The following is a 24,491-nucleotide window of genomic DNA, read 5'->3' on the forward strand; positions in this document are numbered from 1 at the left end:
CATGGGTTGGCTGCTCGACCAGATTCTCGACTGGCTGGCGGCGGCGATCCTCGCGGCCCTGGACGCCCTGTTCGGGGTGATCAGCCAGGTGCTGCTGGTCACCCCGAAGGTCACCGGCCTGCCGCAGGTGCAGGCGTTGACCGGCCGTTCGGTGCTCGTCGTGGACACCGTCTTCGTCCTGGCCTTCGTGGCCGCCGGGGTGCTGACCATGACCGCCGGTGGCAGCGAGACCACCCGCTACACCGTCAAGGACCTGCTCCCGAGGCTGATCGTCGGGTTCGTCGCCGCGCACTTCTCGCAGCTGTGGTGCGGCATGCTCATCGACCTCGCCAACGCGCTCACCTTCGCGCTCGCCACACCCGCGGGTGACAGCGACGGCGCGCTGCGGGCGATCAAGACCCACATCACGGCAGGGCAGGACACGACGGCGCTGCTGCTGTTCGTGATCTGCGTGGCGATCATCGCCGTCCTGCTCGCCGGTACCGCGTTCAGCGTGATCGTCCGCTTCGCCGTCGTGCTCGTCCTCACCGCCGCCGCGCCCCTCGCCCTGGCCTGCCACGCGCTGCCGCAGACCGACCCCTTGGCGCGCCTGTGGTGGCGCTCGTACGGCGGGGTGCTGGCGGTGCCGGTGGTGCAGGGTTTCACCCTCTACGCGGGGCAGTGGATGCTCACCGATCCGCAGCATCTGCTGCCTGTGCTCGGCCTGCCGGTCGAACCCGGCGGGGTGATCAACCTGTTCATCGTCATCGTCATGCTCTGGACCACCCTGCGGGTCCCGTCCCTGATGCGCCGCTACGTGGCCACAGGCGGGGGTCGCGGGGGGAACATGCTCGGCGCGGCGGTGCGGGTGATCGTCGTGCAGCAGGTCACCCGATCGGTGCCCGGCCTCGGCCGGGCGGTGAAGGCGGTGGGTCGATGACCGACCAGACCGATCGGAGCGAGGCGGGGCGGGCGCGGATGCCCGCTGACGTCGACGCCCCCGACAAGGTCCTCTACGGGCTGACGTTCCGCCAGTTGGCGATCCTCGCCGTCGCCGCCCTCGCCTTCTACGGCGCCTGGCGCGCCTTGCACGACCTGGTGCCGGCGCCGGTGCTCGTCGGCGCCGCCGTGCTGTTCGCCGGCCTCGCCTTCGGTGTCGCCGTGGGCCGCCGTGACGGCCTGCCCCTTGATGTGTGGCTGCTCGCCGCCGTCCGCCACGCCCGGGCGCCTCGGGCGCTGTCGACGACCGACACGACGTCGAAGACTCCGGACTGGGTGCAGGCCCCCACGTCGCCGGTGGCGTTGCCGGCGCCGCTGAAGCTGCCCGCCGACGCGATCGACGACGGCGGACAGATCCGCCTTGGTGGGGCGAGTGCGGCGATGGTCGCCGCCACCAGCGTCAACCTCGCCCTGCGCACCCGCGACGAGCAGGCCGCCCTGGTGGACACCTTCGGTCGCTGGCTGAACTCGCTGTCCACGCCGACGCAGATCGTCGTGTCGGCGCAGCCGGTGAACCTGCACTCGGCCGCCCGCACCCTCGCCCAGACAGCCGAGGCGCTGCCCCACCCGGCCCTCGCGGACGCGGCGGCCGACCATGCCCGGTTCCTCGACGACCTCGCGACCCGGCGGGACCCGCTGCGCCGGCAGGTCCTCATCGTCACCTCCACCAGCGCGGGTGAGCGGGGGGAGCACGCCGCCCGACGACGCGCCGAGAACACGGTCCGCGCCCTGTCCGGCCTCGGCGTCACCACCCGCGCCCTTGACGGGGCGGCGGTCACCGCCGCGCTCGCGGCCGCCGCTGACCCCTACCGGCCGCCCCGGCCTGGCGGGCTCGCGGCCCCCGACACCGTCATCACCTCATCCACGCCCCACCAGGGGTACCGGCCTGGAAGGAGCCGACAGACATGAAGCTGCGCCACCGGTCCCAGCCCGCCGACCGCCAGCCGTCTGCACTGGCGGCCACCGTGGCTCCCGCCTCCGTGGAAGTCACGCCCCGGTTCCTGCGGGTGGGGGACGGCTACGCCGCCACCCTCGTGGTGACCGGCTACCCGGCCGAGGTCGGCCCCGCCTGGCTCGAACCCCTCCTGTCCTGGCCGGGCCGCCTCGACCTCGCCCTGCACATCGACCCGCTGCCCGCCCCCGTCGCCGCAGCCCGCCTACGCAACCAACGCGCCCGCTTCGAATCCTCCCGCCGCGCGGACGCCGGGCGGGGCAAGCTTCCCGACCCCTCCGTCGAAGCCGCCGCCGACGACGCCGCCAACCTCGCCCAGCGGTTGGCCCGCGGCGCGGCGAAGCTGTTCCGCGTCGGCCTCTACCTGACCGTGCACGCCCGCACCGAAGACGAACTCCTCGAGGCGTGCGCGCAGGTGAAAGCCGCCGCCGCGTCTACGTTGATCGAGGTGCAGCCCGCCACGTGGCGGCACCTGGCCGGCTGGACCACCACCCTGCCCCTGGCAACGGACTCGCTGCAGGTGCGCCGCACCATGGACACCCAAGCTCTCGCCGCCGCGTTCCCCCTCGCCTCCGCCGATCTGCCAGCGCCGCTGCCCGGCGACCCGCCCGCCGACGGCGGGGTGCTGTACGGCGTGAACCCCGACTCCAGCGGGATCGTGTGGTGGGACCGCTGGGCCCAGGAAAACCACAACAGCGTCGTGCTCGCCCGCTCCGGCGCCGGCAAGTCCTACTTCGTGAAGCTGGAGATCCTGCGCAACCTCTACCAGCAGGTGCAGGTCGCCGTCATCGACCCCGAAGACGAATACCTCCGCCTGGCCGACGCCGTCGGCGGCGCCGTCGTCCGCCTCGGCACTCCCGGAGTCAAGGTCAACCCCCTCGACCTGCCCTCCGGGGACAACCGCCCGGACGTGCTCACCCGCCGCGGGCTGTTCCTGCACACCCTCATCAGCGTGCTGCTCGGGCAACAGCCGCCACCGGCGGAACGCGCCGCCCTGGACCGGGCGATCCTGGCCGTCTACCGACAAGCGGGCATCACCCCGGACCCGGCCACCCACCACCGGCCCGCCCCACTCCTACAAGACCTCGCCAACTGCCTACACGCCGACACCGACCCCGCCGCCCGCCAGCTCGCCGCCCGCCTCGCCCCCTGGGTTGAGGGCTCCTTCTCCGACCTGTTCGACGGGCCCACCACCACCCGCCCCGACGGCCACCTCGTCGTCTGGTCACTGCGGCACCTGCCCGACGAGCTCCGCGCCGTCGGCACCCTCCTCGCCCTAGACGCCATCTGGCGGCAGGTCGACGCCCCCAGCCGCACGACCGCGCGGCGGCTCGTCGTCGTCGACGAGGCGTGGCTGCTCATGCGCGACGGCGAAGGCGCCCGATTCCTGTTCCGCATGTCCAAAGCAGCCCGCAAACGCCACGCCGGCCTGACCGTCATCACCCAGGACGTCGCCGACCTCCTCGGCACCGACCTCGGCCACGCCGTCGTCGCCAACGCCGCCACCCAAATCCTGCTCAAACAGGCCCCGCAAGCCATCGACGCCATCGGCGACGCCTTCCGGCTCACCGCCGGCGAACGCCGTCTGCTTCTCGCCGCCCGCGTCGGCACTGGCCTTCTTATCTCCGGCACCAACCGGACCAGCTTCGAAGCCATTGCCTCCCAAACGGAGCACCTGCTCTGCACGAGCCCGGCCGAGGTGGCCGACCTCGAGGAGGAAGGAAACGACCTGTGACACCACCCGCCATCTACTACCTCTTCCCACCCCCGCCGGTGCCCAGCCCGTCAGGGCCGGGCACCGACGTCCTCCCGCCTCCGACCGAACCCGCGCGGTGGCTGCTCGACGCCGCCAGCTGGGCGGCGCAGCGACCCTGGCTACTCGCCATCGCCGCGACCCCACTCGTCGCCTACATCGCCGGCCGCAACCTCCTGCAGCTGTGGCGGCACCGCTGGCACGCCGACGGGGCACGCCTCGTCACGATCGCCCCACCACCCGAGGTTGACCCGCACAGCGCCGCGGCGCTGTGGGCCAACCTCGCCGGCACCCTCACCCCATCCCGACGCCGACGGTGGCTCTATGGCAGCCCCCACGTGGCCTGGCAGTACACCTGGACCGGCCGACGGCTGCTCATCTCCATATGGGTGCCCGGAACCGTCCCACCCGGCGCGGTCGAAGCCGCCGTCCGCGCCGCCTGGCCCGGCGCCGCCTGCACCACCGACGGCACCCCCGCCCCGCCCATCCCGGTTGACGTGCCAGCGGTGGTGGGCGGGCACCTGCTGCCCACCGCAGCCGAATGGCTGCCCCTGCACATCGACCACGACAACGACCCGCTGCGCGCGCTGATGTCCGCCGGCTCCCAACTCAAGGCCGACGAGCACGCCTGCGTCCAGATCCTTGCCCGCCCCGCCGCACCCCGCCGCGCCCTGCGCGCGCGTCGCGCCGCGACGCGGCTGCGCAACGGCAAGACCGCCACCCCCGCCATCAACCCGGCCGCACCGCTGCTGTGGCTCGTCGAGGCATTCCTACCCGGCCGCCCCGCCAGCACCGCCCGCCCCGCCCAGACGGGTCGCCGTGACCCCGGGGTGGAACGCGACGTGCGAGCCATCCTCGACAAGACCTCCCACCCCCTGTGGGAGACCGCCGTGCGCTACGCCGTCGGCAAAGACAGCCGACGCGGCGGCACCAACCAGCGGCCACGGCTGCGGGGCATCGCCGACACCATCGCCTCCTCCTTCGCCGTCTACTCCGGCCGCAACCGCCTCACCCACCGCACCCGCATGCGAGCCCCGACCGCGGCCCTCGCGCAGCGGCGACTCGGCGCCGGGTTCCTCACCTCCACACCCGAGCTGGCCGCGCTCGCCGCGCTGCCCCGCGACCTAGCCGTCCCGGGCCTGGATCGCGCCCGGGCGAAACCGATGCCCACACCAGTTGCCGTACCGACCGGCGGGCGCGGCACCAAGATGATCGGCGACGCGCAGGTCGGCGGCCACGGCGTCGCCCTGTCCGTCCCCGACGCCCGCTACCACCTACACGTCGTCGGATCCACCGGCTCCGGCAAGACCACCCTGCTGGTCAACCTCGCGGTCGACGACATAAAGGCCCGTCGTGGCACCGTCGTCATCGACCCCCACGGCGACCTCGTCCTCGACATCCTCGACCGGCTCCCCGCCTCCGCCGCCGACCGCCTCGTCATCTTCGACCCGGACCAACCGAACCCGCCGACGATCAACCCCCTATCCGGCGACGACCCGGACCTGGTCGTCGACAACCTGGTGTCGATCTTCGGAAACATCTTCGCTAAGGCGTGGGGACCGCGGATGGACGACGTGATGCGGGTGGCCTGCCTGACGCTGTTGCGGCACGCCAACGTCACCCTGCAGCACATCCCGCCCCTGCTCAACTCGGCGCAGTTCCGGTCGGCGATGACCGTCGACCTGGACGATCCGGCCGGCCTGTCCGGGTTCTGGCAGTGGTACGACGACCTCAACCCCGCCCTGCGCTCACAGGTCATCGGCCCCGTCCTGGCACGGCTGCGGGCGTTCCTGCTGCGCGACTTCGTCAAACGGACCATGCGCTACCCGCACTCCAGCTTCGACATGGGCAAAATCCTCGACGGCGGCGCGCTGCTCGTGCGCATCCCGAAGGGCCAACTGGGGGAGGACACCAGCAAACTGCTGGGCTCCCTGATCCTGGCGCAGGTGTGGCAGGCCGCCACCGCCCGCGCCCGCATCGCCCCCGACCAGCGCCGAGACGCCAGCCTGATCATCGACGAGGCCCAGAACTTCCTCACCCTCGCCAACAGCCTGGACACGATGCTCGCCGAGGCCCGCAAATACCGGCTGTCGATGGTCCTGGCCCACCAGGACCTCGCCCAGTTTCCCAAGGACCTGCTCGCCGCTGTCTCCGCGAACGCCCGCAACAAGATCTACTTCTCGTGCGCGCCGGAGGACGCCCGCGTGCTGGCCCGCCACACCCTGCCGGAACTCGACGAGCACGACCTGACCCACCTCGACGCCTACACCGCCGCGACACGTCTCGTCGTCGACGGTCGGCAGACACCGGCGTTCACCCTCAAGACACGCCCACCCCAGCCGGTCGTAGGGGAGGCCACCGCGATCCGCGAAACGGTCGCGCGGAAGCCAGACCAGCAGAACACCAGCGCCATCGACGAGCTGGTCGACCGCTTGTCGAAGCCCCCGGACAACAACCGGACCACCAAGGGCAGGGGCGCCAGAGACAAGCGCTGAACGACCCGCTCGTACGGCAGGAGCGGCGATACCAGGGTCCGTCATCGTCACCGAATCCCGGCTGCACAGGCCATTCGACCAGCCCTTCACCTCGCGTTCACCACCGCTGCGCACACCGCCGCTGACAGACCCACCCGAACACGTCTGTCAGTGCTGCACACCAGCAGTGACCAGGCGCGCCACGGCCATCGCAGATTCCAGACACCCCTCCAACGGAGGGGTGTCTCCGTCTTCCCCTGAAGGGATCCCACACATGTCCAGCGAATCCTCCAACTCGCACTCCGACTCCTCCAAACCGAATCCGCCCACCTCGTCCACCTCATCCCCGTCGCCGTCGTCTCGTCGCCCCTCACGGCAGGAGCGCCTGGAGTCACTGCGGCGGCTGACCCTGCGCGACCGCATGCTGCTCGGCTGGCTCGCCGAGCACTACCTGCTGTCCACCGACCAGATCGCCGAAGCCCTGTTCCCGTCACGCCGGGCGGCCCTGGTACGCCTCGCGGCGCTGCGCTCCATCGAGGCGGTCACCCGGTTCGTGGACATCACCACCGGCACCGGCCAGTACCTCTACGCCCTCGGCCCGCTCGGCGCCGTGCTGCACCCCACCGCCTACACCGACCCCGACCAGCCCACGGCCCGTCCGCCGCGTTCAAGCATCGAGCGCACCGAACGCATCGTCGGCAGCCGCAAGCTGCGCCACCTGCTCGGCGTCAACCAGCTCTTCGTCGACCTGCACGCCTACACCCGCACCGACCCGAACGCGCGCCTGCAGCGCTGGTGGTCCGAGCAACACGCCACCGCCGCCTACGCCGCCGCCGACATCCGCCCCGACGCCCACGGCGTCTGGTCCGTCGGCGACCGTACCGTCGGGTTCTTCCTCGAACACGACAACAACACCGAAAACCTCAGCAGGGTGCTACGCAAGCTGCGCGCCTACGAACGTCTCACCGAGTTCGGCCCCCACTACCCGGTCCTGCTCCGTGTGCGCAGCCGCCGCCGCGAGGCGAACCTGCTGCGCGCCCTGGCCGGCGTGCCCACCGCCATGCCGGTCGCCACCGGCATCCACGACGAGCACCCCGCCGGCCCGGCCTGGACCCTGACCACCGACCCGGGGCTGCGCCGCTGGCTGCACGAACTGCCCAGCGATCACGGACCCGACAACCCCGCCACCAACCCGCACCGCTACGTCCACCCCGACAACGACTGACACCAAACCCGCCCCACACCACGGACGGTCTAACAGGGCCGGATCACCGCCCAGACATCGAGAACCCCCGGGCGGTGATCCCGTCCCAGGGACATCTGTCAGACGAGCGACTCCGCTGTCAGATCCGGCCGGTCTGACAGACCACACGCCTCCATCACCGCCGCAGCCACCTTCACCGCCTAACAACGCAGGTCAACGCCCTGATCGGCGGCAACCGAGGCGAAATCGCTGACAGACCGAACCCCTATCGTTTCGGCAACACCACACCTCACATATCGCTCCACCCGGTTCGGTCCCACCTCAGGGATCCCTCGCCGCACCCCGCGGTACGCGACGCCCACCCGCTCCGGCCGGTCGGCACGCGCCCGCGCGGCGACCCCTTCGAGGTCGCACCAACCACCCGCACCACCTCTCTCTTCCCCTTCCGCTCTGACCCGACCCATGCACCCGGTGGGCCGGTCAGTCCCGCGCGCCCAGCGCACCCCACCTGAAGGAGGACCGCGTATGTCCACTCTCAACGGCACCCCGCTGACCCGTCACGGCAGCCGTGTGCCCACCCTCCCGGCGAAACCGGCCCTCACCCGGACCGCCACCACCGTCCCGCAGCCGAAGACGGCCGCCACGGTCACCCCGGCCGTCGTGGCCAGCCCGCAGGCAGTCGTCCGCACCATGATCGTCTGCGTCTCCGAGGAACTGGCCCAGGCGCTGAGCACCACCCGGCAACTCGAACGCCACCTCAACATCTCGGGCACCAGCTGCCCCCGGTACTGGGCACGCACGGGCCTGCGCCCCTGGCAGCGGCGGCAGCTCATCGACCTGCGCAAGGCCAAGACCGGACCCTGGTACTGCGCGGGCGGACCCATCCGCCTGCTCGACCTGGCCGGCATGCGCCACGGCGCCTACCTCGGCGCCAGCGTGCGCCACCAGCAGTGGACCCACGTCGTCGCGGGCACGAAGGCAGCCACCCCGTGGCCGGTCTTCCTGCAGAAGCACCTGTCCGACCCATCGGGATACCCGATGGACACCGCGACCGCCGAGTTCCACCGGCAGCCGCGCGTGCAGGCCATGCGCATGCACAACGCCGCGACACACGGCCCGGGGCAGCTCGACCTGGGCGACCTGGAGATGTTCCAGGCCGGCACCGCCGCCTACGCCAACTACCACGCCCTGTGGGCGCTGTGCACCGACGCCCTCCTCACCGAGACCGGCGACCGGATGCAACCGGCCAGCGCGTTCTTCGCCGACCGGATCACCTACCTCCAGCAGGCGGCCCGCTACCTGGACTCGCTCGACGAGGACCAGCGGCTGTTCGCCATCGACCTGCACCACCAGTGACCGCAGACCCGCCGGGCCAGCCACACCACCCCTCGCACCCGAAAGGGACCGGTGCTGCCCGACCGGTTTCCTCACGGCCCGCCACGCCGCCTCGTGCGGCGGATCGGCTGCGGGCTTTCCGTACCGCCCGGCCATCGGCGACCTTGTGCCGCCGGGCTGGTTGCGCCCGAGCCTCCGGCAGCCGGGCCCGGCTCGAAGCCGCCCCCGGGGCGGCAAACCGCAGTCGCCGGGCGCCCCAGGCCGGGGCATCCGATCCGAGCCCGGCCGGCAACAGGCCGCCCTTTCCCTCTTCCATCTCTCGCTCCCGGAAAGCCGCTCTTAAGACCCGGCGGCGTACCGGACCCGCCGTACCGGATCTCCAGCTGTGTCCCGAGGTCCGGTCATCGCACTTGATCAGCGCCGCGATCGAAGCGTGGATCAGTGCTGACCTCACCACGAAAGGACGATGCCCATGACCGACACACCGGAGCCCGTGCCGGCCCACGCGATGTTCAAGGTCCTCGCCGCGCTCGCGGAACTCGGCGAAGCGACGGCCGCCGCCGTGGCCGACAAGGCCGGGCTCGGCTACTCCACCGCCACCGCGAAGCTGCGTGCCTGGGAGCAGACCGGGCAGACCGAACGCATCCACACCGAAAGCAAGCGTGCCGTGTGGCGGCTGACCGACGCCGGCCGCGCCACCGTCGGCACGGACCAGGCCACGTCGCCAGCGCATGACAGCCCGCCCGACGCGCTGCCCGGCGAACCCGCACACCCCGAGGACGACCCTGCCGAGGTCACCGACACCGCAGAGTTCCCCGAGGAGCCGTCCACGCCGGAACCCGCGAATCCCGCTCACCCGGAGCCCTCGACCTCCGCCAGCGACACGACCGCCCCGGACGCACCCACACCGCCCGACGGTGAGGAAGAACCCGTTGCCGACACCGACGGCGACAGCCAGCGGTCTGCCTCGACACCCGACGGCGCCGACCCGGACACCGCCGCCCCGTCCGATGACCCAGCCATCGGAGGCAGTCGCCGGGCGAAGGGCTCCCTGCGAGGGGCGGTGCTGGACATCCTCGAAGCCCACCCCGACCGGGCCTACAAGACCAGCGAGCTGTGCAAGCTCATCGACGCCGCCAACGAAGGCAGCGGCGCGAAGAAGGCCAGCGCGGGCGCGGTCGTCAACGCGGTGGTCAAGCTCGTCGCCGCCGGGAAGGCCGTGCAGACCGTGGAAAAGCCGGCCACCTTCCAGCTCGCCCCCACCACCGGCAGCCGATAGCCGCCGGCCACCTGTCAGGCAGCCCGAGGGCGGGCGTCGAAGTTGGCGCCTCACGCCCGCCCCCGGTGCTCCTTCGCGCACAAGGAGCGTTCCCAGTGTCTTCCATCCTGCACACGATCGCCATCGCCGTCGGCGGGATCCTCGCCGGTCTCGCCCTCGCCGCCGCCCTGCTCTGGCGGCAGCAACAAGAACTGCAGGCTGCCCGCTACGAGGCCACCCACGACGAGATCACCGGCCTGACCAACCGGCGGCTGTTCCTCACCCGCCTGCGCGCCGCCTTGGAGAACAACGCACCGGTCGGGGTGGTGCTGCTGGACCTCAACCGGTTCAAGACCGTCAACGACACCCTCGGCCACGAGGTCGGCAACGACCTGCTCCACCAGGTCGGCCGCCGCCTGGCCAGCCTCGGCGTCCCGGTGCGGGTCGCGGCCCGGCTCTCTGGCGACGAGTTCGCGCTGCTGGTCACCGGCGACCGCGACGACACCGCCGCCGCGGCCGACGCCGCCTGGCAGGCGATCGCCGGCGACTCGATCCGCGTCGTCAACGGCCACCTGCAGGTGACCGCCTCGGTCGGCTACACCCACACCCACCACCCGAACACCAGCACCCGGCAACTGCTCACCCAGGCCGACCGCGCCATGTACGAGGCGAAACGCGTCGACGGCGGCGTACGCGAGTACCTGCCCCAGCTCACACCAGCCGTGCGTAGCCGCAGCCGGCACGGCGGCTGACCCCGCACCCGCATGTCACAGGCCCCGCAGCCACCCGGCTGCGGGGCCTTTCGCCTGCCCACCCCTTTGCAAGGGAGAACCTGGTGTTGTCCTTCAACACTGTCCGCACGCTCACCGATTGCCTCATCGCAGCAGACGCCGACGCCGAGCAGATGGGCTGGGGTCAGCCCCCGACGCTGCTGCTCGTCCACGACTGGCTCCTGACCTCCAAGCCGAAGCGACGGCGCAAGATGCGCTGCCTCGAGTTCCCGCTGCACCCCGACGACCTGCTCGCCGACCCGGCTGGTCTGCCCGCGCTGCTGCACCGCCTCGCCGCCAGCCTGATCAACCCCACTGCGTCCACGCCCTACCAGGCCACCCTCGCCACGATCATCCGCCGGATCCGCGCGGCCACACCGGACGCGCGTCTCGTGGCCTGGGCCGCCTGCTACGACGACATCCACACCAGCGGCGGGCAGCCACGGCAGGCCCGCCGCGTTGACGCCGTTGACGCCGCCGGGCGCGTCTACCAGCTCACCCACCTGCGCGGCGAGGACCACCCGCGGGTTGGCGTCGACGACGCCCCCGACCCGGGCGGCATCCCCGCCACCTACCCCGGTCTGGTCGCGCTGCTGGCCGCCACCGTCCGCCACGTCGAGAGCAGGACCGCCGGGGGCGCGCCACGACCGCAGCGGTCCCGCCTCCGCATCGAGCCCGAGGAACCGATCTTCGGCGTGTGTGGGCCCGACGGCGCCTCCATCCGCTGCCGGATCTGCGGCGGCGTCGACGAGATCGACTCCGACGAGATGCCCTCCATGGCCGGCTACGGCGAAGACACCTACACCAAGTGCACCCGCTGCGGATCCGTCGAGACCACTGACCCGATCTTCGGCTGGCGCGCCGAGCCCGCCATCTGGCCGCCCACACCCGAGCCCGACCAGCCGTGACGTCGCCCGATGAAGGAGTTTGTTTCGTGAGCACCCACTGCTACATCGGCGCCACCCGGCCCGACAACCCGCACCTGGTGCACGCCCGTTTCGTGCTCTTCGACGGCCACCCCGCCGTCGTGGTACGCACCCTGGCCACGATTTGGGCCGGCCACGCCCATCACGACACGATCGCGTTGGTCACCGCGATCCTCGCCTACGACTGGGAGTACCTCGACCCGGACATCACCGCCACCAGGCTGTCCCCGTTCGCCGGGCAGCGTCCGGTGCCGGGCGTCGGCATGACCCTCGCTTCCGAGGTGGACCCGCCGGAGCCGGTCACGGTGTTCCCGCTGTGCCACGCCGGGCACCTCGACGCGGAGTGGATCTATCTCATCGAGCCGGACACCGACACCATCGCCGTGCACACCAGCGACGGCACCCGCCTCGCCACCTACCCCCTGGTCAACTGCCTGCACCCTGCTGGCACCGACCGGGCCGAGCGGCCCTGCGGGTCGCGACCAGCGGTCGGAGCGCCGCGGTGAGCGCCCGCGCCCTCGCCTTGATCGCCGCCGGGGTGATCGCCGTGCTGGTGCTGTGCGCTGGCGCCGCCGGTGCCCTGTTCACCGGCGGTGGCACCGCCTCGGCGGCCTGCTACGGCGCGGTCGGTCCGGACGGTCAGCCGCTGCTGCCCACCCTCACCATCTCCCCACCCGCCCGCCCCGGCGCGGGTGGGTGGGACAGCGAGCAGATGGCCAACGCCGCCGTGATCGTCGCCGTCGGCGCGGATCTGAAGGTCCCGCCGCGAGGCTGGGTGATCGCCCTGGCCACGGCCATGCAGGAATCCACCCTGCGGAACCTGCCCGGCGGGGACCGCGACTCGATCGGCCTGTTCCAGCAACGCCCCTCGCAAGGCTGGGGAACACCCGCCCAACTGCGAGATCCCCGCTACGTGGCCGGGAAGTTCTACCAGGCACTCCTCGCCATTGATGGCTGGCAGGCCATGCCGCTGACCGACGCCGCGCAGGCAGTGCAGCGCTCCGCCTTTCCCGGCGCATACGCCAAGTGGGAGGACGATGCGATCGCCCTGGTCCGCGTTCTCACCGGCGGCACACCCGCCGGACCCGTCACCGCCGATCTGGAGCAGGCGATGAGCAACCCGCTGTGCCTGTTCGACGCAGGCGACGGCCAACCCGGCGGCGAGCAGGTCCCCCTGCCCGCCGGGTTCACCTTGCCGCCGGGCACACCGCTGCCGGTCGTGACGGCGATCGGCTGGGCTCTGGCCCAGCTCGGCACCCCCTACACCTTCGGCGGGGACTGCACCGCAGCACATTCCGGGATCCCCGCGCGCCAGTGCGACTGCTCATCGCTTATGCAGCAGGCGTACCGGGCCGCCGGCATCCCCCTGCCCCGCACCACCAGCGAACAGGTCCACGCCGGCACCCCGGTCGCCGACTACCGCGACCTGCGGCCCGGGGACCTGCTGTTCATCCCCGGCAGCCGCGGCAGCACCGCCCGCCCCGGCCACGTCGGCATGTACCTCGGCCAAGGACTCATCGTCCAAGCCCCGCACAGCGGCGACGTCGTCAAGATCAGCCGCCTGTCCGCGTGGGCCAGCCAGCTCGCGGCCGTCCGCCGGATCGTCAGTTGACCTGGGCTCCCGCCGTCGGTGTTCGAACAGGCAATCGCCAGCGCCCGAACCCACCCCTCGGCTTGCTAGCCGGGGCAGTGCCCTTCAGAGACAGGAGGAACACGATGGATCCCACTCGCAGCATGCTGCTCGCCCTCGCCAGGCACGCCGAGGAAGCCAGGCTGCGCTGGAACGCCGAACGCGCCGCCGTGCGGGCTCGCGGCGAAACGCCTGCCCACAGCGAGACGTACGCCTACTACGTCCAGGCCAACCTGTGCCTGATCGCCGCGATCAGCGCGGCGAACCTTCCGGCGGACTTCCGCATCTACGACATCACGCTGTCCCGCGACCCGGTCGCGGCGGCCGAGCAGCTGCGGCAGGCCGTTGTCGCCTACGACCCCAGCGGTCCGATCGAGGCCGCGCACGAGGCAGCGCGCCTGGCCTACAAGGCAGCCTTCGCCGAACCCGTCACCGCACAGGAACAGCAGTACGTCGACCTGCTCGCCAGCCTTCCCGCCCCACGACGCGACAAAGTCGTCGAACTGGCCGAGGAACGCGCCCACAACGCCGAGGCATGAAGCCCACGAGCCCCGGCGAATCACCAGCCTCATCAGCCGCCCGCAGGGCCACGACCCCTCGTGGCGCGACTCGTTCCGGCGGCTTCGATCGCACACCCCCGTGAAGGGATCCCGTGAGCGTCTACACCTTGACACCCAAACCCGGTTTCGAGCGCTACACCATCCAGGTCGGCTGGAATCCGCACCGCACCTACTTCGCGACCGTCGTCGACTTCGCCTGGGATCCGGTCACCGACCCCGACAACGAACCCGACACGGTTCGGATCGGCCTGGTCGGGGCGGTGCTCGACCCCGCCGAGGTGCTCCTGGCCGTCGCACCCTACGCCCACATTCCGGCTGACCTGGCCGCCGCACTGCGCGCGGACCAGGCCGCGCACCCCGTGCGCCGCTAACCCGAACAACAGCGGCCGCCGTTCGCGCCGCGACGCCAAGGGCCCGCATCGCCACGCAGATCGCACCTTCCCGCACGATCCTGCCCGCCGACACGGCCCGCCCGCGGATACACCCTGCAAGCCACTCAAGAACGGACATGACCTATGACCAGCTCAAACAACACGAGGCCAGCGCAGCCGGAGCGCGCCGGCCGGGATCCCTGCTCGGCCGCCGACACCTACCAGGTAGGGAATCGGATCGCGCTTGAGCACACCAGCGATCCGCACACGCGGCTGCGGCCGGGTGACGAGGGCACCGTGCGCCGCTACGACCCCGATCAGCGGGTCCTGGATGTGGAATGGGACAGCGGTTCCCGGCTGTCGATGCTGCTCGGCGAGGGTGACCGTGTCCGCCGGCTACCCGACGCCGGCTGGCAGCGGGTGCTCGACGCTCTGCGCGAGGCGGGGGCGGAAGCCGGCCGCAACGCCGCCGAGTGGTGGGCGCAGGACACCATCGGCGGGCGGGCCCGCGGCGACGTGGCGGCGACCGCGCGAAAGGTTCTCACCGAGATCGAGGCCGCCACCGGGCGCGATTTCGATGGGCTGCCCGTCTCCGACCGCGACGACGTCGCCTCCGGCCGCGCCCGCTACGCCGAGCACGCCCCGCCCGGCGCCCCCGAGTGGGAGGACCTGACGGGCGCGCAGCGTGACCAGGCGCGATGGGCGTGGTGCGACGGGTTCGACGAAACGGTCGAAGTCGAGGCGGCCCGGCAGTGCCGCATCGTGCTGCATCCCGACGGTGACGACCGGGACCTGCGCCACGTGTACCCGGAGCGGGTGCGCCTGGGCGGGCCTGGCGTGTTCGCAGGCGACTGGACGTGGGCGCCGAACGGCGCCGGGGAGATGAGGATCCCGGTCGGGTTCGTCGGCACCCTGGTGGACACGTGGAATGGGTGGGCGGTGTTTATCTGCACGCGGGAGGTCGCCGAGGCGATCGTCGCCGACCAGCAGACTGCGCGTGACCGCTACCGGCAACAGCTCGCCGCAGAGGGTGTCACCGGGGAGCGGCTGGACCGGATAGTCGACGAGTCGATGGGGCGGCTGTGGTTCGACGGCGACGTCATCGTCGCCGACGAAACCCGCGTGCACGACGACCCGGACGCAATCGAACGGATCACGCCTGATGCGGACGGCCGGTACATCGTGATGGGCCGCGCCTGGACCTGGCTGCCAGTGCACCCCTATGACTGCGACCGCATCGCCGGTCACATCCCCGATCCGCCGTCGGCTGCCTGAGCCGGTTGGCCCGCCTCACTGCTTCGCGACGTCATCAAGGGACAGCCGGTACCAGTGGTCGGCGGTGATCACGTGCAGAACCTCACCGCGGCCGATCACCGTCACATGAGCCGGAAGCGGGCCTCCACCAGGCAGCACAAGCCGGTAGTAACCAACGACGCGCATCGCCTGCCCCGCCAGCTCCCCCACGGCAAACCGGTCACGATCCGGCCCGTACCCACCGAGCAGCCCCACCCGGGTACCGCTGACCACCAATGCCCTCGCCCCGTCGACCGGGTTACGCCAACCAGTGACCGAGTCATCACGGATCTGCACGACCGGGAAGTCGGTGTAGTAGCAGGTCCAGACCGCATCGTCGGTGACGTTGAGGGCGTAGCAGTCGTCGATCGCATCCCAGTCGTTGTCCACGTGGGACGGGAAACGCCACGCTGGCTCCAGCCGCGGTGAGAAACGAACCAGCCCGCTGTTGCCCATCGGCGGGGCGGAGTTGACGTCACCCCAGCCGTAGTTTCCGTAGACGCCCTCATCGAAGTACCCCACCCACACCTCCCCGGAGGCGGTGGTGAAGACGTGTTCGATGCCGTCACCGAGCGTCGCCCGGGCCTCGATCCGTCCATCGCCGTCGTAGACCTCGGCGTTGTGGTCCGGGCCGTCGGCCCGCCACCGGCATCGGGCCCCGACAACCAGTACCCGCCCCTGCGGCAAGGGCTGGACCGACGGATGGGCCAGCGTCAACCCGGCCAACGGCATGACACCAGCAGTGTTCCCCACCTGCCGGCTCACCCTGGCGGCCACGGGTCGGGCGGCCGTCGGGTCAGGAAACGCCGCCCAGCCCGGTTGAGTGGTGACCGACCGCAGCGCCGCCTCGCCTTCTCCGGTCGACCACAACGCTACGAGGTCACCGGCGGGTCCGATCGACGCCGACACGAGCACGTCACCACGGTCAGGCCGTACGAGCGGCACGCCCTCGTCGAGTTCCCACTTCGGCAGCGCGCGGACGGTCTGCTTTCCCTTCCGCCGGCGGCCCTTCCACCCCTTCACCCCGATACCTGATCACCACAACCCATCTCTACGCCAGCGGATTCGATCCGCAGCCTGCGCCTGACCGATCAGCGGCAGGACGGACGCCAAAGACGCGGCCGCTGCCACGGCAGCCCCTGCCGCCCGCCCGACGGGCGGCGTCGAAGCGACACAATCCCCTACCAGGAGCATCAGCATGTCCAATGACTGTGCCGACGAGTTCGGCGAGTACGCCCACGAGGAAATCCTGCAAGCCCTCGTCCTGAGTCTGCTCACCAGCGGCGACCTGGACCAGCTCTGCGACGACGCCGACCTGCCCCATCTCGTCGGCCACGATGGCGTCCCGGTGACCATCACGTCCGCCCGCGTCTACCGCGACGCCGGGGTGCTGACCCTCGACCGCGGTGTGTGGCTGGAGCTGTCCGACGGCAGCGTGTTCGGCCTGACCATCGGCGTTTCCCGCCGCCCACACGGCGAGGTCACCCTCCGCCGCCCATAGCCCTCGGCACCGCATCGACTTGATCGATCCGGGGCTGGCTGCGTTCCTTGTCGTCGCCTGGTGGCGGCGGCACCCGACCGGGCAGCCCCTGTTGCAGGCTGCCTCTGCTTGATGTGAGCACCTCACGGAGGTTGCCGGGCCGACCCCTGCCACAGGGCGGACCCGTCACCGCCGTCTCCGCCGCGCGGAACCGTACCAACCGCCCGCGCGCCCGGAGACGGGTGCGCGGGCCCCCATTGACAGGAGGACCCGCATGGACCCTGCAACCCCACCCACCAGCCCGGCCGCAGATGCCGCCGGTGACGGTCGTCGGCCTGGCTACCTGTACCGGCAGGTGGCCGCTCACCTGGCCGCCCATCCCGATCAGGTGTTCAAGGTCGGGGAGCTGACCACGGCGATCACCGCCCGCTCCACCGGCGCGGTGTTCGAAGCCCTGAAGAAGATGGCGGCCGCCGGTTACGCCACCCACCAGACCGGCCCGCACCGGTTCCAGATCACCCAGGCCGGGATCGACGCGGCGGGGGCGATGCCACCGCCCGCCCCGCGCACACCCCGCAGTGGCCGCGGGGCAGGTCGGCGGCAACCCGTCTCCCGCCCCAACGGTGACCTGTACTTCCCGCGCAAGCTCGCGGGCGCCACCGATGTGGACGTGCTGCGCCGGCTGCGCGAGAAGCGCATCCCCGTGCTGCTCTACGGGCCGCCCGGCACCGGCAAGACCGCCCTCGTCGAGGCCGCCTTCCCCGACCTGCTCACCGTCGCCGGGACGGGGGACACGGTGGTGGAGGACTTCCTCGGCAACTTCATCCCCCTCCCCGACGGCGGATTCGAGTTCGTCTACGGCCCCCTCGTCACCGCCATGCGCGAAGGCCGGGCGCTGCTGGTCGACGACGCCACCCTCATCCCCCCGAAAGTCCTCGCCGTGCTCTACCCGGCCATGGACGGCCGCCGCGTCATCACCATCCCCGGCTACCGCAACGAACGCGTCGAAGCCGTCGACGGGTTCTACGTCATCGCCGGCCACAACCCCGGCGTGCACGGCGCGATCCTCACCGAAGCCCTCGCATCCCGGTTCGACGTGCACGTCGAGGTCACCACCGACTGGGACCTCGCCCGCCACCTCGGCGTCCCCAACCCCGCCGTCCAAGCCGCCATCGCGCTGAACGCCGACCTCGCCGCCGGGCGTGTCGGCTGGGCGCCGCAGCTGCGGGAACTGCTCGGCTTCGCCCGCGTCCGCAAAACCCTCGGCCTACCCGCCGCGGTGGCCAACCTCGCCGGCCGCGCCCCCGACGAGGACCGCGACCACGTCCTCGCCGCCCTCAGGCACCAGTTCGGCTCCGACATCAGCCCGCTGACCCTCGGCAAACAACGCTGACCCCTCACAGGAAGGAACCCCACATGGCTCATCCCCGCACCCACCGGCAAGCCGGCACCACCACCACCGTCGGCGACCCGGACTGGCAGGCCTGGTGCGACGCCTGGACCCGCCACATCCCACTGCTGACCGGCCGCACCGACCTGTCCGTGCTGGTCGCGCCCGGCGCGGGCGGCGGCGCCCCAGCCTGCTTCTACCCCGACGCCCGCCGCATCGAGGTCGACGCCACCCACATCGGCGCACCCGACATCGCCAACCCCCGCCGCCCCGGCCACAAGCGCCTGGTGCCGACCGCCTACGGGCTGCTCGTACACGAAGCCGCCCACGCCACCCACAGCCAATGGACGGCACCGGCGGGCACCCCGCCGGTCGTCGCCGCCGTCGCCGACCTCCTCGAAGAGTCCCGCGCCGAGAACCGGCAACGCGGCAGACGACGCAGCGACCGCCGGTGGCTACGCCACACCGTCACCACCCTCCTCACCCCCGACGACGCGCCCGTCGACGACCCGTGGCACGCCGCCCACCTCGCCGCTCTCCTCCTCGCACGGGTCGACGCCCGCATCATCACCACCAAAGACATCAAGGGTGTGCGTACCGCCGTCACCGCCGTCCTCGGCCGCAAGAAACTGCGGCAGCTGCGCGACATATGGCGCCAAGCCCACACCACCGGCGACACCGACGCCGACCAGATGATCGACCTGGCGTGGCGGTGGTGCCGCATCCTCGACATCGACCCCCACCGGCAACCCGAACCACCCCAACCAGACCCGGGACAGTTCGCCGGCCAGCTCGCCCAGGCCCTCGCCGACTACCTCGCCCACGCCACCGGCCTCACCCCCGCCGAATACACCACCAGGCAGATCCAGTCCCGGCACGGGACGCCCGCGACGTGGACCCGCCGCGACCCCACCGACAGCGAACGCGCCGCCGCCCGCACCCTCGCCGCCCGACTACGCCGGGCCCGCACCCACCAGCCCGAACCCGACACCAGGCCCAGCCCGACACCGCCCGGACGGCTCCGCACCCGCCACGCCATCACCGCCCAAGCGCAAGCCGCCGCCGGAACCATGCCCACCGCCACCCCATGGCAGCGGCGCGCCACCCTGCCGCCGCCGAAGCCGACCCTGCACCTCGCGGTGCTCGTCGACACCTCCGCATCCATGCGCGCCTACACCGCGCCGATGTCCGCCGCCGGGTGGATCCTCGCCCACGCCGCCCACACCAACCACGCCACCACCACCATGATCGGCTTCGGCAACCGCGCCACCCTGCTCGTGCCACCCCGCCAGCACCCCGCCCACGTCCTGCAAATGCGCGCGGCCGGCGGCACCAGCGCGTTCACCGACGCGGTGAAACTCGCCGACCAGCTGCTACACCTGCGCCAACCCGGCAGGGTCCGGATGCTCGCCGTCGTCTCCGACGGCGACCTACCCGACACCACACCCGCCCAACGCCTCATCACCACCCTGCACCAGGCCGGCTGCGCGGTGCTGTGGCTACGCCCCGCCGACCTGCCCGGACACACCTTCACCCACACCACCACCCTGCTGGTGGCCGACCCGGTGCAGGCCGTCGACGCCATCGCCGACGCCGCCGTCACCGCCCTCGAACACGCCTAACCAGCGCCACTCCCAGCCGCCGCCGCGTTCCTGATCACGCCGCTCGCGGCCCGCCGCTGATCCCACTCCGTCCGCAGCGGGCGTAACCAACCGCTGCCGGTCCCACCAATCTCGCAGCACACGGCCGTTGCCCGGCCGCCCACGCACCTGTCGCGCACCCCCGGGCACGGCCATACAGCCGTGCCCGGGTTTCCCACCTGACCTCCCGAAAAGGGGAAACCTGATGACACCGCCACCGCGCACCCGCCCCACCGCGCATCCCGCCACCAGCCCCGCCCGCCCCAGTGCCGGTCGGCAGCCGAGGACCGCCGTGGTCGGCGGATCCCTCACCCGGCCCACCGCGGCCCTGCACGGCAGGCAACGCCGCCACCTACCGGCTGCGGTCGCCGCCGTCCACCGCGGCCCCGTCATCGGCACCCGCCTCGGCCTCGGCAACCTCCCCGCTCATCGCAGCTGACCGGCCCCCTGGCCGGCCCCCTGACCTGACCGCGTACTGCCGGCGGCGGCCGCGCGCCGTGACCTGCCGGCTTCACCACCGCGAGCTCCGCACGCCCACCCCGGCGGCTGCGGAGCCCACTCTGCAAAAGGAGTTCTCCCACCATGACGCACGACCACCCGGCCCGGCTGCCGCTGGCCTCGATCAGCGACCTGCTCGCCGCCGTGCCCTACCTGCTCGGCTTCCACCCCGCCGACAGCCTCGTCATCGTCGGCCTCACCGGCCGCCGCATCACCGTGGCCGGCCGCGCAGACCTCCCCGAGCCCGCCACGGTCACTGACTGGGTGAACGCCGTCGGACGGCAGCACCTCGCCCTGCTGCGCAACGTCGACGCCACCACCGCGATCCTCATCGGCTACGGACCCGCCACCACCGTCACCCCGGTCATCGACGCCCTCACCCCACACCTGCACGACGCCGGCATCACCGTCTTCGACGCGCTGCGCGTCACTGACGGCCGCTACCACTCCTACCAATGCCAGGACCCGCACTGCTGCCCACCCGACGGGGTGCCGTTCGACCCGCACTACAGCCCCACCGCCGTACACGCTGTCGTCGCCGGGCAGACCGCCCTGCCCGACCGGGCCGCCCTGGTCGCCAGCGTCGCCCCCACCAGTAGCGCCGGCATGGCCGCGGCGAGCCGGCGGGCGCAGGAACGCGCGTTCACCACCCAGACCCACGGCGGGCGGGCGGCGCTCATCCGCGCCGGCAAGAAAGCCGTCGACGAGGCGTTCGCCCGCTACGCCGCCGACGCCATCCTCACCGACGACGAGGTGGCCTGGCTCGCGGTTCTGCTCGCCGACATCGCCGTCCGCGACCACGCGGGAGAGACCACCGGCGACCAGCCGTGCCACCTCGCGCTGTGGACCGACCTCACCCGCCGCGCCGACCCGGCCTACGCCGCAGCCCCCGCCAGCCTGCTCGCCCTCACCGCCTGGCGGCAAGGCCAAGGCGCCCTCGCCTCCGTCGCCCTCGACCGGGCCCTGACCGCCGACCCTCACTACCGCCTCGCCCGGCTCATCGACCACGCCCTGCGCCACGGCATCCCACCCGCAGCCCTCAACGACGGGCCCACCACCGGCAACCCGACTCCGTAATCGCCTGACCCACGGCGACCGCACGGCCGGCACCCGCCGGCCAACCGGATCCGATCACCTCAAGGAGAACCTTGATGGCACTGCACCTCTACTTCGACCTGCGCGACACGCTGCGGCTGGCCGAACACGCCGCGGCCAGCCCGAGCCACGCCCCGTCCTTCACCGAACACCAGGACGGCATCACCTGCCCCGGCGCCCTGGTCTGGGTCCACGACCACGGCGTCTACCTCATGTCCAGCGGCCTGCCCCATCTCGCCGACCCGAACCGCCCTGACGCCAACCTCGTCGTCTACGCCCACGGCTGGAACCCCGACACCGACGGCCACCGCCACGACCCCGACCTCGGCGGAGACGACTTCGCCGAGCACCTGCACCTCACCGAGGACCCCACCCCGCTGATCGGCATGCTCCGCGACGCCCACACCGCCGGCTACCGGTGGCTGCACCTGACCGTCAGCGCCGACACCTACGAGGTCCGCGTCGCCCGCACCCGCCACCACTACTAACTGCCCACCCCGCCGGCCCCGCCTTCCCCCTCGGCAGGCGGGGCCGACGTGTTCCCCAGCCCTGGAGACCCGCATGTCTACCTATGACAGTCCCGACCCGCAACCGGCGACCCTGGAGTCCGTCCTGCGCGACGCCTGGGACGCCTTCCACCCCGGCCAGCCCGCCCCACTGGGCTGGCTCACCCACACCACCACCCGCATCCACGACCACCTACGCGCCCACCAGCCCGCCCCGACTCCGCCAACCCCGCCGCCCGCCACCAGCGAGCAGGTGGCAGGGCTGCGCCGGCAGGTATGGCAGACGCTGCGCGACGCGGCCAGCGACCGCGACATCGATCCGGACGCCGCCGAGCGGATCCTGCACGCCCTCGACCTGCCCGGCCTGCCACGCCGCTGGCAGATACGCCTCACCCTGCCCCTGACGATCGAGGTCACCGCCAGCAGCCGCGAGGACGCCCTCGACACCGCCGAGGACCTCATCGACACCGCCCTGACCGGCATCGGTCACGACAGCCACATCGACTGGCACGCCGCCGCCCGCGACGACGCCACCCCCGGCGACGTCGACCCTGCCGCCGACGAGCCAGCCGACCTGCGATGACACCTCACGCCAGACAGGACGCCCATCCACCGCGACCACCAGGCGGCGGCTCCACCGTGACCGGCGCCCACACCCTGGCAGTCGCGGCGGCGACTTGATCCATCCGGAAAGTCGAGCGTCACTGCACCCTGGCCGCCGCCCCGGCGTACCCGACAGCGGCATCCCCCACCGCTGGCCGAGGCGGCGGCCACCCACCGCCGACAACAACAAAAGGGGAAGCAAGCGCATGCGGCACCGCCGTTCGATACCCGGCACCGTCACCGACATCCTGCTGTGGCTACTCGCCACCGACGTCGCCGAAGCCCACCCACCCCACCCCGACCAGCCCGGCCGATGCGCCAACCTGCGCTGCGCACGCGAGGCGTACCCATGCCCGCCAGCACGCGACGCCCACCGCGCCCGCGCAGCCGCCATCCAGCCCACACCGGCAGCCCGCGGCCGAGCGCAGGTCGTCGCACCGGCCGCCGCCGGGCCATTCGCCGGCTGGTTCCGCCCCACCCGGCCAGCGATATCACGGCAGCGGCCCCTGCCCCTGCCGCAAGCCGCCTGAAGCCGATCCGACTACTCCGCTAACCGGCGGCCAGTCGGTTCGGCTGACCACCTGCAGGCGAGAGCTGGCTGCCGCGCCCGCACAGTTCCACCACCCACAACCCGACATCAACCTGGGGCGCCGCCCGATGGCGACGCCACCGGCCGCTTTCCGGAGGCAGACATCATGAACCCTGTAACCGGCTCCGACGACGGATCCGTCGAAGCCGATCCTGGCCACGCTCTCAGCGTCGGCGACCCAGTCCTCCGCAAGTCACGGTTGCTCTCGCGGCAATGCGACACCTGCATCTTCGCCCCCGGCAACGCATGCACCTGCCACCCGGCCGGCTGCACGAGCTCGTCACCGAAACCCGCCGCCGGGATCCTTCGTCATCTGCCACGACACCTTGCCGCACTACAAAGACCCCGAGGCCAAACCGGCGATCTGCCGCGGCTTCCCCGACCGCTACCTCACACAGTCACTGCAGCTGATCGAACGGCTCTTTGGCTTCATCGAGGTCGACCCACCCAGCCACCACCCCCTCACCACACGGCCTGAGGAAGTCGGCCCGTGACGAGAGAGACACCAAGCGCAGAAATGCAATCCGCGCTCAAGCCGATGTCAGCGCGCATTCGACGCCTCGATGATGGTGGCCGTTCCTACCGCCGGCCGGCCCTCGTGCATGGTGATCGTCATGCCCGGCTGCAGGTGACGCCAGAGGGCTGGGGACAGTGGGCCCAGGCGGACCGACCCGGTGGCGCCTGGTGACAACGCTGGCGCGGACTCCACCCAGACGCGTGCCACGAGCAGATCGGGGTCGCCCGCAGCCGTACGCCGGCCGAGGTCCCACAGCGGTCGGAGGATGCCCTTGCCCGGGATCGGCGTTCGCCGGCCGCCTTCGGTGGGCGACAGGAGTCGCAACTCAGCGCGGATGATCCCGTGGATGCTCTCCCAACGGCCCCAGTGGCACCACTCGGCGGCATCGGAGAGCCACATCAGCTCGGCGCTGTCGATCAGCAGATCCCACCAAGCGGTCGGCGGTCGCCAACCCGTGTCGAGGTCTGCAAGGAGGTCGAGCGCGACCTCCCACTCGTCGTGGTCGAGGTACTGGCGTACGTCCACCACCGTCACGCCGGCCTCGTTGACGACATCAGCCGGGACCATGGCCGCAGCTCGAGCGAGCAGAGCGGCAACATCCACCCGCGGATTATTCAGTGTCGCCGCAGCATCAGCGCAACGGCTCCCACCGGCACACGGATCTGCCGC

Annotated in this window: 23 protein-coding genes; 21 read left to right on the forward strand and 2 right to left on the reverse strand. The window is 71.9% G+C overall.

The window, feature by feature from the left end; all coding sequences use genetic code 11:
• The first annotated feature begins 1 nt into the window (after position 1).
• The 14 genes from ACY34I_RS06425 (at position 2) to ACY34I_RS06490 (ending at position 15,486) form a co-directional block, all read left to right on the forward strand.
• Complete coding sequence (locus ACY34I_RS06425) at positions 2-919, forward strand: hypothetical protein (protein ID WP_462753375.1); 918 nt, start codon at positions 2-4, stop codon at positions 917-919.
• Entirely contained in the window at positions 916-1,887 is a 972-nt protein-coding gene (locus tag ACY34I_RS06430; protein ID WP_462753377.1) for a PrgI family protein, read from the forward strand. Before ACY34I_RS06425 ends, ACY34I_RS06430 begins: the two co-directional genes overlap by 4 nt.
• Positions 1,884-3,665: a VirB4 family type IV secretion system protein gene (locus ACY34I_RS06435; RefSeq protein ID WP_462753379.1), complete on the forward strand. Its 1,782-nt coding sequence runs from the start codon at positions 1,884-1,886 to the stop codon at positions 3,663-3,665. The genes ACY34I_RS06430 and ACY34I_RS06435 overlap by 4 nt, the downstream gene beginning before the upstream one ends.
• Positions 3,662-6,178, forward strand: a complete 2,517-nt coding sequence (locus tag ACY34I_RS06440) for a helicase HerA domain-containing protein (RefSeq protein ID WP_462753381.1) — start codon at positions 3,662-3,664, stop codon at positions 6,176-6,178. The genes ACY34I_RS06435 and ACY34I_RS06440 overlap by 4 nt, the downstream gene beginning before the upstream one ends.
• 400 nt (positions 6,179-6,578) lie before the next feature.
• On the forward strand, positions 6,579-7,382 hold the full coding sequence (locus ACY34I_RS06445; RefSeq protein WP_462753462.1) for a replication-relaxation family protein: 804 nt from the start codon (positions 6,579-6,581) through the stop codon (positions 7,380-7,382).
• Positions 7,383-8,051: 669 nt separating this feature from the next.
• Positions 8,052-8,717 carry a hypothetical protein gene (locus tag ACY34I_RS06450; RefSeq protein ID WP_462753464.1) on the forward strand — a complete coding sequence of 222 codons (666 nt, stop codon included), beginning with the start codon at positions 8,052-8,054 and terminating at the stop codon, positions 8,715-8,717.
• Positions 8,718-9,168: 451 nt separating this feature from the next.
• Entirely contained in the window at positions 9,169-9,975 is an 807-nt protein-coding gene (locus tag ACY34I_RS06455) for a MarR family transcriptional regulator (RefSeq protein ID WP_462753383.1), read from the forward strand.
• Positions 9,976-10,070: 95 nt separating this feature from the next.
• Complete coding sequence (locus tag ACY34I_RS06460) at positions 10,071-10,706, forward strand: diguanylate cyclase domain-containing protein (protein ID WP_462753385.1); 636 nt, start codon at positions 10,071-10,073, stop codon at positions 10,704-10,706.
• A gap of 83 nt (positions 10,707-10,789) precedes the next feature.
• The gene (locus ACY34I_RS06465; protein ID WP_462753386.1) at positions 10,790-11,632 is read left to right on the forward strand and encodes a hypothetical protein; all 843 of its coding nucleotides are present in this window, start codon (positions 10,790-10,792) and stop codon (positions 11,630-11,632) included.
• A gap of 26 nt (positions 11,633-11,658) precedes the next feature.
• Positions 11,659-12,156, forward strand: a complete 498-nt coding sequence (locus tag ACY34I_RS06470) for a hypothetical protein (RefSeq protein WP_462753388.1) — start codon at positions 11,659-11,661, stop codon at positions 12,154-12,156.
• On the forward strand, positions 12,120-13,262 hold the full coding sequence (locus ACY34I_RS06475) for a C40 family peptidase (protein ID WP_462753466.1): 1,143 nt from the start codon (positions 12,120-12,122) through the stop codon (positions 13,260-13,262). Before ACY34I_RS06470 ends, ACY34I_RS06475 begins: the two co-directional genes overlap by 37 nt.
• A gap of 104 nt (positions 13,263-13,366) precedes the next feature.
• Positions 13,367-13,819, forward strand: coding sequence for a hypothetical protein (locus ACY34I_RS06480; protein ID WP_462753390.1), 453 nt, complete (start codon positions 13,367-13,369; stop codon positions 13,817-13,819).
• Between the two features lie 113 nt (positions 13,820-13,932).
• Positions 13,933-14,211 carry a hypothetical protein gene (locus ACY34I_RS06485; RefSeq protein ID WP_462753391.1) on the forward strand — a complete coding sequence of 93 codons (279 nt, stop codon included), beginning with the start codon at positions 13,933-13,935 and terminating at the stop codon, positions 14,209-14,211.
• A 144-nt stretch (positions 14,212-14,355) separates the two neighbouring features.
• Complete coding sequence (locus tag ACY34I_RS06490) at positions 14,356-15,486, forward strand: DUF4314 domain-containing protein (RefSeq protein ID WP_462753393.1); 1,131 nt, start codon at positions 14,356-14,358, stop codon at positions 15,484-15,486.
• Positions 15,487-15,501: 15 nt separating this feature from the next.
• Here ACY34I_RS06490 and ACY34I_RS06495 read toward each other — a convergent pair whose 3' ends face one another.
• Positions 15,502-16,527 (reverse strand): hypothetical protein, encoded by a 1,026-nt coding sequence (locus tag ACY34I_RS06495; RefSeq protein WP_462753395.1) that lies wholly within the window; start codon positions 16,525-16,527, stop codon positions 15,502-15,504.
• A gap of 175 nt (positions 16,528-16,702) precedes the next feature.
• On the opposite strand from ACY34I_RS06495, the gene ACY34I_RS06500 reads away from it, so the two are divergent.
• From ACY34I_RS06500 to ACY34I_RS06530, 7 genes are all read left to right on the forward strand, one after another.
• Positions 16,703-17,005, forward strand: coding sequence for a hypothetical protein (locus ACY34I_RS06500; protein WP_148803121.1), 303 nt, complete (start codon positions 16,703-16,705; stop codon positions 17,003-17,005).
• 253 nt (positions 17,006-17,258) lie between these two features.
• Positions 17,259-18,377 (forward strand): AAA family ATPase, encoded by a 1,119-nt coding sequence (locus ACY34I_RS06505; protein WP_462753397.1) that lies wholly within the window; start codon positions 17,259-17,261, stop codon positions 18,375-18,377.
• Positions 18,378-18,400: 23 nt separating this feature from the next.
• Positions 18,401-19,996: a vWA domain-containing protein gene (locus ACY34I_RS06510; protein WP_462753399.1), complete on the forward strand. Its 1,596-nt coding sequence runs from the start codon at positions 18,401-18,403 to the stop codon at positions 19,994-19,996.
• A gap of 223 nt (positions 19,997-20,219) precedes the next feature.
• Positions 20,220-20,453, forward strand: coding sequence for a hypothetical protein (locus tag ACY34I_RS06515; RefSeq protein ID WP_462753401.1), 234 nt, complete (start codon positions 20,220-20,222; stop codon positions 20,451-20,453).
• 143 nt (positions 20,454-20,596) lie between these two features.
• Complete coding sequence (locus tag ACY34I_RS06520) at positions 20,597-21,589, forward strand: DUF4192 domain-containing protein (protein ID WP_462753403.1); 993 nt, start codon at positions 20,597-20,599, stop codon at positions 21,587-21,589.
• A 74-nt stretch (positions 21,590-21,663) separates the two neighbouring features.
• A complete protein-coding gene (locus ACY34I_RS06525) occupies positions 21,664-22,095 on the forward strand; it encodes a DUF3085 domain-containing protein (RefSeq protein ID WP_462753405.1) in 432 nt (143 codons plus the stop codon).
• A gap of 73 nt (positions 22,096-22,168) precedes the next feature.
• Complete coding sequence (locus ACY34I_RS06530) at positions 22,169-22,696, forward strand: hypothetical protein (protein WP_462753407.1); 528 nt, start codon at positions 22,169-22,171, stop codon at positions 22,694-22,696.
• Positions 22,697-23,846: 1,150 nt separating this feature from the next.
• Here ACY34I_RS06530 and ACY34I_RS06535 read toward each other — a convergent pair.
• Complete coding sequence (locus ACY34I_RS06535; RefSeq protein ID WP_462753409.1) at positions 23,847-24,425, reverse strand: hypothetical protein; 579 nt, start codon at positions 24,423-24,425, stop codon at positions 23,847-23,849.
• Positions 24,426-24,491: the final 66 nt, after the last annotated feature.

The sequence above is a fragment of the Micromonospora sp. RTBAU3-60 genome (assembly GCF_054963695.1).